Annotated in this window: 12 protein-coding genes and 1 riboswitch; of the genes, 2 read left to right on the top strand and 10 right to left on the bottom strand. The window is 37.2% G+C overall.

The genetic code is table 11. The features are described from left to right. The first annotated feature begins 183 nt into the window (after positions 1-183). Both ACFTQ7_RS09805 and ACFTQ7_RS09800 read left to right on the top strand, forming a co-directional pair. Positions 184-834, top strand: coding sequence for a 5-bromo-4-chloroindolyl phosphate hydrolysis family protein (locus tag ACFTQ7_RS09805; protein ID WP_349657846.1), 651 nt, complete (start codon positions 184-186; stop codon positions 832-834). Next, positions 831-1,895 carry a toxic anion resistance protein gene (locus ACFTQ7_RS09800; protein WP_386828360.1) on the top strand — a complete coding sequence of 355 codons (1,065 nt, stop codon included), beginning with the start codon at positions 831-833 and terminating at the stop codon, positions 1,893-1,895. The genes ACFTQ7_RS09805 and ACFTQ7_RS09800 overlap by 4 nt, the downstream gene beginning before the upstream one ends. A 118-nt stretch (positions 1,896-2,013) precedes the next feature. Here ACFTQ7_RS09800 and ACFTQ7_RS09795 read toward each other — a convergent pair whose 3' ends face one another. The 10 genes from ACFTQ7_RS09795 to ACFTQ7_RS09750 form a co-directional block, all read right to left on the bottom strand. Then, the gene (locus tag ACFTQ7_RS09795; protein ID WP_386828359.1) at positions 2,014-2,211 is read right to left on the bottom strand and encodes a DUF6501 family protein; all 198 of its coding nucleotides are present in this window, start codon (positions 2,209-2,211) and stop codon (positions 2,014-2,016) included. Positions 2,212-2,861: 650 nt separating this feature from the next. Then, positions 2,862-2,990 (bottom strand): DUF3221 domain-containing protein, encoded by a 129-nt coding sequence (locus tag ACFTQ7_RS09790; protein ID WP_386828358.1) that lies wholly within the window; start codon positions 2,988-2,990, stop codon positions 2,862-2,864. Further along, entirely contained in the window at positions 2,968-3,207 is a 240-nt protein-coding gene (locus tag ACFTQ7_RS09785) for a hypothetical protein (RefSeq protein WP_386828357.1), read from the bottom strand. Before ACFTQ7_RS09785 ends, ACFTQ7_RS09790 begins: the two co-directional genes overlap by 23 nt. Before the next feature lie 502 nt (positions 3,208-3,709). Continuing rightward, positions 3,710-4,441, bottom strand: coding sequence for an amino acid ABC transporter ATP-binding protein (locus ACFTQ7_RS09780; RefSeq protein ID WP_386828356.1), 732 nt, complete (start codon positions 4,439-4,441; stop codon positions 3,710-3,712). 11 nt (positions 4,442-4,452) lie between these two features. Continuing rightward, a complete protein-coding gene (locus ACFTQ7_RS09775) occupies positions 4,453-5,178 on the bottom strand; it encodes an amino acid ABC transporter permease (protein WP_386828355.1) in 726 nt (241 codons plus the stop codon). Positions 5,179-5,358: 180 nt separating this feature from the next. Then, positions 5,359-6,225 (bottom strand): transporter substrate-binding domain-containing protein, encoded by an 867-nt coding sequence (locus tag ACFTQ7_RS09770; protein WP_386828354.1) that lies wholly within the window; start codon positions 6,223-6,225, stop codon positions 5,359-5,361. A gap of 115 nt (positions 6,226-6,340) precedes the next feature. Beyond that, positions 6,341-6,525, bottom strand: a riboswitch (Lysine riboswitch). A gap of 603 nt (positions 6,526-7,128) precedes the next feature. Then, complete coding sequence (gene odhB, locus ACFTQ7_RS09765; RefSeq protein WP_386828353.1) at positions 7,129-8,370, bottom strand: 2-oxoglutarate dehydrogenase complex dihydrolipoyllysine-residue succinyltransferase; 1,242 nt, start codon at positions 8,368-8,370, stop codon at positions 7,129-7,131. Between the two features lie 94 nt (positions 8,371-8,464). Then, entirely contained in the window at positions 8,465-11,290 is a 2,826-nt protein-coding gene (locus ACFTQ7_RS09760) for a 2-oxoglutarate dehydrogenase E1 component (protein WP_386828352.1), read from the bottom strand. 232 nt (positions 11,291-11,522) lie between these two features. After that, entirely contained in the window at positions 11,523-12,908 is a 1,386-nt protein-coding gene (locus ACFTQ7_RS09755; RefSeq protein WP_386828351.1) for a HAMP domain-containing sensor histidine kinase, read from the bottom strand. Further along, positions 12,905-13,579 (bottom strand): response regulator transcription factor, encoded by a 675-nt coding sequence (locus tag ACFTQ7_RS09750; protein WP_386828350.1) that lies wholly within the window; start codon positions 13,577-13,579, stop codon positions 12,905-12,907. The genes ACFTQ7_RS09755 and ACFTQ7_RS09750 overlap by 4 nt, the downstream gene beginning before the upstream one ends. Positions 13,580-13,811: the final 232 nt, after the last annotated feature.

The following is a 13,811-nucleotide window of genomic DNA, read 5'->3' as shown; positions in this document are numbered from 1 at the left end:
TGGTCCGACTTCTTTCCACTGTGCCTATTAAAAAGATAAGGAAATTCCCTGTTCTAAAGTAATATCATTGAGAAACTTTACAAATAGCAGTAAAATTTATGTAAGCTTTATTTTTCATTGAAACTTTATGTCGATTATTTCGTATAAGAAGATAGACATATTTAAATGCTAGGAGGAAGAAACATGCTCAGTGTCGGACAGTTTTTCTCTAGACATACCGCTAGCCTCTTATTTTCTATCACAACTGTTTCTATTGCAGCATTTGCGGCAACACCAGGATACTTACTTGGTAGTTTATTGTTCGCTGGAACATACGCGTCAAGTACGACGTTGTTGAAACATAGACAGAAAAAGAAATTCATGCAATTAGCCGGTATAACAAAAGAAGAATACAAACATATTGAAACTCAACTTAAAGCAGCCAATAAAAACATCCAAACATTAAGCCAAAACTACTTACGTGTACGTTCTGTTTCTGCATTTAAGCAATTACTCGAAATGACACGTATTTCAAAAAATATCGTGAAAATTGTTAAAACAGATCCACGAAAATTTTATAATGTTGAACAGTTTTTTTATGCACATCTCCCATCCGCTGTTGAATTAACGGATAAATATACGATGTTATCAAGGCAGCCTGTGAAAGATAAGGAAATCCAAATTACATTATCTAAAACAAGAGAAACACTTACAGAATTAAATGATACGATTCAAATTGATTTAAAAGATGCACTTTCTAACGACATCGACCATCTTCAAATGGAAATCGAATTTGCGAATCGTTCCAATATACGACGAAAAGAACAATTGGAGTGGCGAGGCGATGATAAGTGACGGCAAATGATCACGCATTTCAACTAAATACAATACAAGGTATTTCCCCTCTTGTGCAATCTTATTTAGAGACTACAAATAATGAGACGATGGCGACGTATGAAACGCTATCGCCTCTTGCACAAAGTCGTGCACTTTTATATGCTAGTCAGCTTGACCTAACAAACTTCGAATCAGTCCTGTCCTTAGGGCAAGATTCGCAACGATCACTTTCTCAATTTGCTGATCGAATGCTTGCACAAGTAAAACAAAAAGACGTCACAAAAATCGGCCAAATGCTAGACTCGTTAATGCATACATTAGACCGAGTGGACCCTAACGCATTAGAACCAAAAAAACAGTCCTTTTTTAAAAAAATGTTTGGTAAAATTGAGCCTACTGTTAAGCAAACATTAACGGAGTTTGAACGTACTAGTATCCAAGTAGAGCGAATTGGTGTTCAACTTGAACGTGCACAGCTTCAAATGATTAAAGATGTAGAAATGCTAGAAGAACTGTATGCTCATAATAGAGGATACTTTGAAGAGTTAGCGACTGCTATTGTAGCTGGACAAATGAAGAAGCAGCAAGCCATTGAAGTAGAACTTCCAGAAAAAGTGACAAGTGTACAGGCATCAAAACAACCACTAGCTGTCCAACAGTTAAATGATTTTGCCGCTCAAATCGAACGTCTAGATCAACGTATTTATGACTTACAAGTATCGCAGCAAGTTGCCTTACAAACTGCGCCACAAATACGCATGATCCAACAGTCCAATCAAACACTAGCGGAAAAAATAGAATTTTCAATCGTTACCCTTATTCCACTTTGGAAAAATCAGTTAGCTATGATGTTGTCTATGCATATGGATCATCGCTACGCGCAGCTAGAGGAAAAATTATCTCGTGCAAATGATCGTTTTACGAGCCCTTCCTTTGCACAGCAAGTATCAAAATTCAAAGAAACACAGCATGAGCTGAAGTCAGCTATCCAAGATGTCTTCGCCCTTCATACAGCTACTGAGCAGGAAAAAGAGCATCTACAAGAAGTTGCTGAATTAAAAACCTTTAAGCAGGGATGATTCCGTTTAATCAACAAAAAAGGGTGGCTCAGAAATCATCTGAACCACCCTTTGGTTTTCACTCAAACCTATTGAATGAAAAACCGGACTCAATTACACCAACGCGAAATTGATTTGCTTATTCAAAATAATCTTTATAGTAGCCACCAATATTACCAGTGTTATCGATAATAAAAACGAACTCTTCTGTTTCATTTTTCACATCATATTGTTGCCCTACTGTTAATACGTTTGACACTAAATATTTTGATGCATTTGTATGCTTACAAGTAACTGTACGTACTGTTGAAGCATCTTTCCATTTTAAATGTAACATAATCTCTCTACCTCTCTTTACTAGCACGAAGCTAATGTATACAGCTTATTTTATAATATTTTTGTCCGCTTGTGGAGAAAAAAACCATAGATGACCATATTTTCTCCGTAACTATCCATTTTTTTACCCATATCCATTTCTCATTGGCGTAATAGGTGCTGTCGCACAGATAAACAATGCGTCTGAGGACATGTCTTCATTCAGTAGATATTTCACTGTAGCTCTCATCCCAATACATGCAGAGATGGGAGTCTAAATGAATGGAGATACCTAATAAAAAAATTTACTTCGAGGTGTTAACATGAGCTTTGGTGGTGTACCGCAATGGTTTTTTATCCTGGCCGTTGCATTTGCAATTTGCTTTATTTTATACGCAGAATGGAATTCTAGAAAATAAAGGATCCTATGCTATTGTAAAAAAATAAAATGTACATTACTAAATTCAATTTTAGTAGTGTACGTTTTTATTTTTAAAAGTCATTCAATTATTATAAGAAGTATTACGGACTGCAGCTCGAAAGGCTAAAAGAGAACAGGCTCATCAGTCGCTCATGCCATTTTACTTTGATATTCTTTACGGAGACTTGAAAGTTTAAGTTACAATAAAAAATTTTTTCATGGAAGTTTCCTTACTTGTTTAATCTCTCATATTACTCATTCATCTCAATTTTTTTCGCATCTGCTTGTGCGGGATAACTTTCCTTAATTGCGTTTGTCCAAACAGAAATATTTTGTCCTTCTTTTAAAGATTCAATTTCATGTTGAAAACCATATCGCATATGGTCTATCATCAGATAATTTTTCAGTTTTGTCTTCCACTAAAAATCTTCCACCTTCAATTCGAACAATTTCGCCTATGATTGTAGGTTTATTTGTTATGTCCTCGTTTGACTTTGAAATCTCTTTATCGAGTTCCTCTTCATTACCACTTTTTTGACAGCCTAATAACCCTATTGATAAAAATATGAGAGATAAAATTAAGCTAAATTTTTTCATTATCATCACTCCTTAAAAAATTAGACTGAATTTCGTGGTTTTCGTTTCAATAAAGTTAAAATAATCTTGAAGAATAATCCCATTAGCTTAAGTACAGCACATTAAAACCTTATCCATATCTTTTTCATTTACTAAAACACTACCATTTTCATCAATAATGAAATCAACCTCGGCATCAGTAAGCCTTTCTATCGCTAAATCAATCATTTTTTGACTTTGTGTTGATGAATCAACCCATACGTTTTAGCTTTTTTCTTGCGAACATCCAAGTAATAGAACACTAGTTACGGTAAATAGAATCCATAATTTTTTCAAAATACTATCTCCTTAACTGCATAAAATTGACGCTACCAGTGGAAGAAAGTTCCTAGAGTGATCGTTAATCGGAGTGGCCCAGATTATATCTTAATCACAAATAAAAGCTGAACAAATTTAGTTCAGCTTCATTGTTACACATTATATATTGACTATTAATAAAATTCGTTTGTACTTATTTTTTTTGTTATTTTAATGTCCGTTTTAAAAACGCTTTTGTCCGTTCATGCTGAGGGTTTACTAAAACCTGTGCTGGTGGGCCTTCCTCTACAATAACACCTTTATCCATAAAGACAACGCGATCGGCTACTTCTTTGGCAAATTCCATTTCATGTGTAACGATTAACATCGTATTTCCCGAATCCGCTAGCTGACGCATTACCTTTAATACTTCCCCTACCATTTCTGGATCAAGAGCTGACGTCGGTTCATCAAACAGCATTACTTCTGGGCTCATTGACAATGCTCGCGCAATCGCTACACGCTGCTTTTGACCGCCAGATAGCTGCCGAGGCTTCGCATTGACATATTGATCCATACCAACAATTTGTAAATATTTTAGCGCAACTTCCTCGGCTTCTGCCTTCGAACGCTTTAATACTTTCATTTGACCAACTGTGCAATTTTTTAGGACATTATGATTATTGAATAAGTTAAATTGCTGGAATACCATGCCTAAATGTGTACGGTATTCTTGGATATTATGCTTTTCATCTAAAATATTTTCACCTTTGTAAATAATTTGACCGCCACTTGGTGTTTCCAGTAAATTAATGCAGCGTAGTAATGTTGATTTACCTGAACCTGAAGAACCGATTAAGCAGACAACCTCGCCCTTTTCTACTTGAAAATTTACATCCTTTAACACTTCGTTACGCCCAAATGATTTACTTAAATGCTCTATTTTAATAACTGTCATTTATTAGCCCCCTATACTGCTTCTTTCTGTTCTTTTTGGTAGGCATCTGGTCCATCCAGCCGTTTTTCTATATACAGTAAAATTCTTGATGCTGTGAATGTCATGATGAAATAAAGGACACATGCTACGAAGAAGGATTCGAAGTAGCGGAAGTTATTACCTGCAATCGACTTTGTTTGGAAAAATAATTCCGTAACTCCAATAACGTTTAAAACTGCTGTATCTTTAATATTCATAATTAATTGGTTACCTGTTGCCGGCAATATATTTCGGGCAACTTGTGGTAATACAACATGTAGCATGATTTGAACATGATTCATACCTATAGCAGATGCAGCCTCGTACTGCCCTTGATCAATAGAAACAATTCCACCTCGTACGATTTCTGCCATATAAGAACCTGTATTTAGTGAAACAACTACAATACCTGCCGTAATAAAGTGCATATCAATACCAAATGCTATATCTAATCCGTAAAATACAACCATTGCTTGTACAATCATTGGTGTACCACGGAAGAATTCGACATAGCAAGTTAGTATAAAATTAATGAATTTCAAGCTATAAAATTTTACTCCCTTTTTACGAACTTTGATGGTATGCATAATTCCAATGAAAAATCCGATAAGTGCACCAATAATTGTACTAAAAATCGAAATAAGTAATGTATAATACGCACCTCGTAAAAACATTTGCCAGTTGTTCTCAACAATAGAAATAATCCATTCAAGACTCATGATGTTCCTCCTAACAACGTCGTGTTGCTTTTTCGTTACAATCGTCTTAGCTATCTACCATTTTCATTGGGCCCCTGTTTCTTTTATCTTATGAAACATTTAGCTAAGACATTATAATAATTTAGTAAGATTCTAATATAATGCTATTGCACGGACTAGTAGCTAGCCCGCGCAATCATATTATTGTGCTGCTGGTTGTTGGTGAATGGCTTCTTCCATAATTTTTTGGCGATCATCTTCAGAAATACCTTTTAAGATTTCATTTATCTTCTCAAGGTTTGCATCACCTTTACGTAAACCAACTGCAATCGATGTATTTGAAATGTCTGTATCGAAGCCTTCTTCAAATTTTACATATGTTAATTTATCGTTTGCAGCAGCAGCGGAAATACCTTCTGGACGTTCTGCTACATAGCCATCAATTTTTCCAGCCTCTAATGCTACTCGCATCGCTGGGAAGCTATCCATTGCTGTTTGTTTTTTTACTTCTTTGATTTGATCAATAACAGTGTAGTTAGATGTATTTAACTGTGATGTAATTTTTGCACCAGAGAAATCTTGGATAGATGTTGCTTTTTCATATTTACTACCTTTTTTAATTACCATTACAAAATCAGACGTATAGTAGTTTTCTGTGAAGTCGATCGTTTGCTTCCGTTCCTCAGTAGGTGACATACCTGCAATGATAGCATCGATTTTATTTGATTGTAGAGCTGGTACTAAGCCATCCCATTCCAATTTTACGATAACCAATTCTTTTCCTAAGCCTTCAGCTATTTTTTTCGCCATTTGTACATCATAACCGCCTGCATATTCTGCATTATCGGCAATTTTTACTGCACCATTTGCATCACCTTGCTGCGTCCAGTTAAACGGAGCATAACTTGCTTCCATTCCGATACGGAATTCGCCGCCAGCTTCCTCGTTGTTCGTATTGCCCCCCTCATTACTAGATGACGATGGCTCCTTCTTGTCGCTTGTACCACATGCAGCTAGCAAAATTGCAGTCACTACGGTCAACATTACTACTAACCAATTTCTTTTCATGTAAAACTCCCCCTTTTTCTGTAAAAAAATAAGACAACTGTACTAAAAAAGCCTAAGCTCTGAACTTAGGTCTTACTTTTCAACAGTTGCCCAAATCCTCACTATAATTCCATCATTCCGAGATAGCACAACCTAGTAAACCTGGAAAAATCCACTAGGACAGTCCTGCACTTATTCACTGCAGGCCCAGCATAAAAGTACGAGCTCCTTTTACACTTCGGCGATAGTTCCTTCTTCATTGCGTCTTCGCTTGCTTGTACTCAACAATGAACTAATAAATACCGCGCCTCTACCTCACAATAGAAAAATGTGAGGTTTGAATATTTAATTGATTATTAAGATACTACTATAAAACTAACTTATTCGTCAAGATAATTTCATCACTTTTCTGACTAATTACAATATTAGGGTTTTTTATCCTTTTTAAAGAAAATCCGCAAATAATTAATACTTAACATACTTTCTATTAATTCAAAAGAAATTGTTAATCAATAAAAATAATAGCCTTTATACTATATGCAACTTGGTGAAGCTTTCGAAAGCGGTGAGATAACCTGTCCATTGATTTGATTCTTATCCATCTGTCCAGCTCCTCTTTCCGTCGTATCGATTGCTTTATCCATCGCTTCGGCCCTTCTTTCCGTCGTTCTACTTCCTTTCCGTCACTTTGACCCTTTTATCCGTCGGTCCGGCTCCTCTTTCCGTCGTATCAATTGCTTTATCCGTCGCTTCGTTTTCTTACCGTCACTTCGGCTCTTTTATCCGTCATTCTGGATCCTCATTCCGTCGTATCGATTGCTTTATCCGTCGCTCCGATTACTTTAACCTTCTCTTCCTCAAATATTCCACACAAGAAAAAAACCTTGCGAAACAAAGTTCGCAAGGTTTTAAGAAACTCGGGAATTAAGAATTTAATAATAAATCTTCTGGGTTTTCAAGTAGTTCTTTAACAGTTTTAAGGAAGCCTACAGAATCTTTACCATCGATAATACGGTGGTCATAAGAAAGTGCTAAGTACATCATTGGGCGAATTTCAACTTCACCATTCACTTCAACTGGACGTTTTTTGATAGTATGCATACCAAGGATACCAGCTTGTGTACCATTCATGATAGGTGTAGACATTAATGAACCGAATACTCCACCATTTGTAATTGTGAATGAGCCACCTTGAAGATCACCTAAACCTAATTTTTTGTCGCGTGCTTTTTTCGCTAGATCTGCAATTGAATCTTCAATTTCTGCAAAGTTTTTGCGGTCAGCGTCACGTACAACTGGTACTACTAATCCTTCTTCTGTTGATACAGCTACACCGATATCGAAGAAGTTGTTTAAGTGAATTTCATCACCAACGATTTGTGCATTCACATATGGGTATTTTTTAAGTGCTGCTACTACAGCTTTTGTGAAGAATGACATGAAACCAAGTTTAGAGCCAGTTGACTCGAAGAATTGGTCTTTTTTACGAGAACGTAAAGCCATAACGTTTGTCATATCTACTTCGTTGAATGTTGTTAACATTGCTGTAGATTGTTTTACTTCAAGTAAGCGTTTTGCAATTGTTTGGCGACGACGGCTCATTTTTTCAATTGTCACACGTGAATCATCAACAGCTGCTACTGCTTTAGGTGCTGCTGGAGCTGCTTGTGGTGCTGCAACTGGAGCTGTACCATGAGCTGCAACGTCTTGTACACGTACGCGGCCTTGTGGATCTACTGGAGATACAGCAGCAAGGTCAATACCTTTTTCACGAGCAAGTTTACGTGCTGCTGGAGACGCGATTACACGCTCACCAGAAGTTTCTACTACAACTGGAGCTGCTGCAACTGGAGCAGGTGCTGCTTGTGGTGCTGCTGGAGCTGGAGCTGCCTCAACTGGAGCTGCTGCAACTGGAGCAGGTGCTGCACCTTCGCCAGCTTCTACAACTGCGATTACTTGACCTACAAGTACAGTATCGCCTTCTTCAGCTAAAATTTGAGTTAAAACTCCTGCTTCTTCAGATATGATTTCAGCGTTTACTTTATCTGTTTCAAGTTCAACGATGAATTCACCCTTTTCAACGCGATCGCCCACTTTTTTTACCCACTGTGCGATACTACCTTCTGTAATCGATTCTGCTAATTCAGGGACTTTAATTTCAGCCACTTTCATTTCCTCCTTTAATTAACGTGCATTGGTGCACATCAATGGGCTACTGCCTAAGCAAGTAGCCCGGCTCTCAAAAATATTTAATATGTGATTATTTAACCTTTACAGGCTCAGCAACTGCTTCTTCTACAAGTCCGGCTTGAGCTGCTTTATGAGAATCTGCATCACCTTCAGAAGTTGAGCTCATTGCAGGACGGCCTACATAACGTAGCTTTTTACCTTCTGAAAGGTCGTGTAATGTTTCTAATGCATAATTCCAAGAACCTTGGTTTTTAGGCTCTTCTTGTACCCAAACGATTTCTTTTACATTAGGATACTTAGCAATAATAACAGCAACTTGCTCTTTTGGGAATGGGTAAAGTTGTTCTACACGAGCAATGTGTAGGTGATCGAATCCTTCACCGTCTTTAATACGGTCTGCGATGTCGATCATGACTTTACCTGAACCTAAAACAATGCGTTCTACAGCTTCTGGTTTTGAACCTAGGCCTGGTTGTTCAATTACTTCTTGGAATGAACCATTTGCTAATTGATCAGCATTTGCTGCAGCTAATGGGTGACGAAGTAAGTACTTAGGTGATACAACCACAAGTGGACGAACGCCTTCTGTACCTAATAATGCTGCTTGACGACGTAATAAGTGGTAGTAGTTACCTGCGTTTGAACAGTTTGCTACGAACCAGTTATTTTCAGCTGACATTTGTAAGTAACGTTCCATACGGCTAGAAGAGTGTTCTGGACCTTGACCTTCATAACCATGTGGTAACAGGATTACTAAACCAGATTTTTGACCCCATTTAGCACGTGCACCTGAAATAAAGTTATCGAACATAACTTGTGCCATGTTAGCAAAGTCACCAAATTGAGCTTCCCATACTGATAATACATGGTCGTTTTCTAAATTGTAACCATATTCAAAGCCCACTACCCCAGCTTCTGTAAGTGGAGAGTTGTGTACTGTAAATGATGCATTTGCACCTGAAATATGGTGAAGTGGCGTAAATAAATTACCATTGTTTTTGTCATGTAACACTAAGTGACGTTGGGAGAACGTACCACGTTGAGCATCTTGACCTGTAAAACGTACTGGTGTGCCATCTTGAATAATTGTTGCATAAGCTAAAGTTTCTGCATGACCCCAGTCGATTTTTGCAGAAGCAAATGCATCACGGCGTTTTTCTAAAATTTTGCCAAGTTTTTTCTGTGGTTCAAAGTTTTCTTCAAACACTAAAAGCTCTTCATTAATTTTTCCTAGACGTTCCGCACCAACTGCTGTATCAATTTGTGGGAATTCTACTTTTAATTCTTCTGGCATTTCTATATGTTTATGTTCATCTTTATCTGCCATTTCTTTTACATGATCATAAGCCGCTTGCATTTCTGCATAAATAGCTTTATCTAATGCAGCTACTTCATCAGCAGAAACTACACCTTCAGCTGCTAATTGAGCACCGTATAAAGCACGAACTGGTTCATGTTTAGAAACTAATTTATACGTTTCAGGGTTTGTTACAGTTGGATCATCCGTTTCATTGTGACCATGACGGCGGTAACCCATAAGGTCAACGATAATATCTTTACCGAATTTTTGACGGTAGCTAGCTGCGAAACGACCAACTAGAACTACAGATTCAGGGCTATCTGCATTTACATGCACAACTGGTACTTCGTAACCTTTTGCAGGGTCAGAAGAGTAAACAGATGAGCGAGAGTCTTGTAGTTCAGTTGTAAATCCAATCATGTTGTTAGCAATGATGTGAACTGTACCACCAGTAGTGAATCCTTCAGTTTTTGCAAAGTTTAATACTTCAGTTACGATCCCTTGACCTGGGAACGCAGCGTCACCGTGCACAAGAATACCTAATCCTTTTGTGCGGTTATGAATAGCTTGCCCTGGTTTAGAAGTGTCATCTTGTGCTGCACGTGCAGTACCTAAAACAACAGGATTTCCTACTTCTAAGTGAGATGGGTTGTAAGCAAGCTTAACATTCATACCAGATTCACGCATGTATGAAGCACCCATGTGATACTTAACATCACCAGTCCAGCCTTTAGTAATTTCAAGGCGACCATCTTCTGGCAGGAATAATTCATTAGAAACATGTGCAAAGTCAGAGAACATCATATCGTATGGTTTATTTAAAATGTGTGTTAATACATTTAAACGACCACGGTGTGCCATACCAATACGTACTTTTTCTACGTTGTTTGCTTCAGCTGTTTTTAAAATTTCATCAAATAGAATAATTTGAGTATCTAAACCTTCACCAGAGAAACGCTTTTGACCTACAAAAGTTTTATGAATAAACTTCTCGAAGTTTTCAACACGAGTTAAACGGTCTAATAAAGCTTTTTTCTCATTAGAAGCTAATGATTGTTTAAATGAACCTGTTTCAATTTGTGCTTGAATCCAATCACGTTCTTCTGTTGCTACTACGTGATTGTATTCAAATGCTACTTTGTCTGTGTAAACAGATTTTAAGTAATCGATTGCATCTTTACCATTTTTCACGTTTGCTGGCACATCTTTGAAGAAGATAGCTGCAGGAATTTCAGCTAAATCTGCAGCGCTAAGGTTGAACGCGCTCTCTTCAATTTGAGCTGTTTGTAGTTCACGGTTTTTCAAAGGATAAATATCTGCCGCTAAATGACCGTTTGTACGGATTGCATCTGCTAATTTCACAGCTGCTAATACTTTCTTGTAATCGCCAGCAGGAGCTGCTGCTGCATTACTAGCTACAGCTACTTCACCTTCTACTACTACTGGTGCACCAAATTGTTGAAATAATAATACTAACTCCGGTTCTACTTCTTCAGGAGACTGTAAGAATAAGTCGTATTGCTCCATCACATATCCTAGGTTAGGACCAGAGAAAGCTGACCATGGAGAACTTACAGTTGTAACGTTGTTCGACATGAAAAATGACCTCCAAATTTTGCCTTTCGGCAGTTCCATTAATTAAAATACAATTAATTATATAATATTTTTCCGCTCTTTAAAAGGATGTTTAACACAACATACCCATAATTTAAAGAACGTTTTTTCCATCTCAATCTTACTACTCTTCACAAAAAATACAACTCTTTTTAGCAAATTAAGCAATTTTTTTCCCAAAGGCTAGAATAATTAAATAAAGCGTCTATTTTTCTCAATATTTTAGCGGGAATTTCATCAAGAAAACGGTTCCAACATTTTTTCTACTCTTGACTTCTACAGAGCCATTGTATTTTTCAAGTAACATTTTTGTAATACTAAGCCCTAAGCCTGTTCCTCCGATTTGACGATTTCTTGCCTCGTCGACCCGATAAAAGCGATCAAAAATAAATGGAATATTTTCTTCCGCTATTCCAATCCCATTATCTTCCACCCTAAACAATACTTCCTTCTCGGAAACAGCAAGTGAAATTTGAATTTCAGGAACTATTTCACAATAACGAATAGCATTCTCTATTATATTGCGAACAATTTGGCTAAGTGCATTTTCTGTTATAAATATCCGCCCTATTTCTTCTTCTTTCGACAGCGTTATTCGAGCTTTTGGGTGAAGGAGTCTCGTCTCCTCTATAACCGCTTCTATAACAGCTACTGCATCAGCCTCACTATCGCTATCTTTTTCCTCACGACGAGCAAGTTCTAGTAATTCTTCGATCATTTTTCGCATTCGTGCAATTTCCGTTAGCGAAGTATCAATAGATTCCTCTAAAATTTCCGGATCATCCTTCCCCCATCTTTTCAAAAGGGATAGATGCCCTTCAATTGCCTGAATAGGCGTTCGCAATTCGTGAGAGGCATCTGCAACAAATTGTTGCTGCTGCGCAAATGATATTTGCAATTCATTCATCATCGCATTGTACATTTTCAATAAATCACCTATCTCATCATGAGACGTGTAAGTTAATTGAATCGGTTCATTAAATCCTTTATCCATAACGGTTTTCATCGATGATCGTAACGCCCATAATGGTTTCATCAAATAATTGGCAAGATAATAGCCAATAGATGCTGATAACAACAATGCTCCTATGCCCGCTATTAACATTGTCGTCAATAAATAATGCATCAAAGACTGGAACTTTGATAAAGGATGGATTACCTGAATATATCCTTGAAAGAAACCAAGTTGAATCGGTTCATTAATGACAATGACATCTTTTTTATCAATTGTCATTTCAATAGTTTCCCTCATTGAGGAAAGAGGCGCAGCCTGAAAAGTATCATTAATACCAAAAATCGGAACACCATATGAATTAAATATTCTAATCGTTTGATTACGATCAGCAATAGAATCTCTAAGACCTTTATTTTGCTTAATTTCCTGAATGGTAAGATTGGGTCCTTGTGACTCTAAAAAATACACCAAATCATCGCTTGTCCGTTTGATTTTACTTACCTCGTCATTTGATAGCCATGTATGAAGTGAAATATATACGACAATACATATAATAGTATAGCTAAAAAATATAACAGCACTAGAAGTTAGCATCCATTTTCTTTGTAATGACTGCTTGACTAAATAATCTTTCCATTTTTTCATTCGCGCATCACATATCCAACCCCACGAACGGTTTCAATATAAGCATTCGTATCACCCGGTAGTTTTGTTCGCAAATGCCGAATATATACATCTACGACATTTGTCTCTATATCCGTATCATACCCCCAAACAGAGGTTAAAATTAGCTCTCGTGTACATACTTTGTTTTTATGTTCTATTAATAGTTTTAGTAGATCATATTCTGTTTTCGTTAAATCAAGCTTATTCCCTTGTACAAAAACTTCATAGGCCGCGATATCCATTTCGATATCTCGAAAATGTAAAGATTCCCCCATTTTTTCATCCGGTGTCACCCGACGTAAAATAGTACGAATTCTAGCTAATAGTTCTTCAATAGCGAATGGTTTTACTATGTAGTCATCTGCACCAGCATCCAAGCCAGCTACACGGTCCATCACAGCATCTCGTGCCGTTAGCAATATAATGGGTACCTGTGATTGCGAACGTATCCGACGACAAATTTCAATTCCATTGATCCCTGGAAGCATCACATCTAATAACAGCACATCAAAATTTTCAGATGCAGCTAGCGCAAGTCCTTCACGTCCATCAAAAGCTACCATTACATCATAGCCTTCATGCTTTAATTCTAGCTCTACAAAACGAGCGATATGCTTCTCATCTTCCACCAAAAGTATTTTTTTAGGCATTTCATCACCTTCTATTCCAAATTAACGATAAGGTTTTTTCCTTAATACGCTTATAGCATACCATCAAACAAAAAGTCTGTACCACAAGCAACTACTTGTAATACAGACTTTTTTTAATTTCTAAAAGAATTTAGAGCCTTCGCGGTGTCACGAAAGCGGAAAGGAGTTTTTTGCGCAAGCACAAAACAGATTCCGGATACATTGTTTTCTGTAGCGAAAGCAAAGCGGCAGC

Origin of the sequence: Lysinibacillus sp. NPDC056959, from assembly GCF_042674095.1 — a bacterium.
In the GTDB taxonomy this organism is placed as follows: Bacteria; Bacillota; Bacilli; order Bacillales_A; family Planococcaceae; genus Lysinibacillus; species Lysinibacillus zambalensis.
Note: the sequence above shows the minus strand (reverse complement) of the source record. Positions and strands in the feature narration are given on the sequence as shown.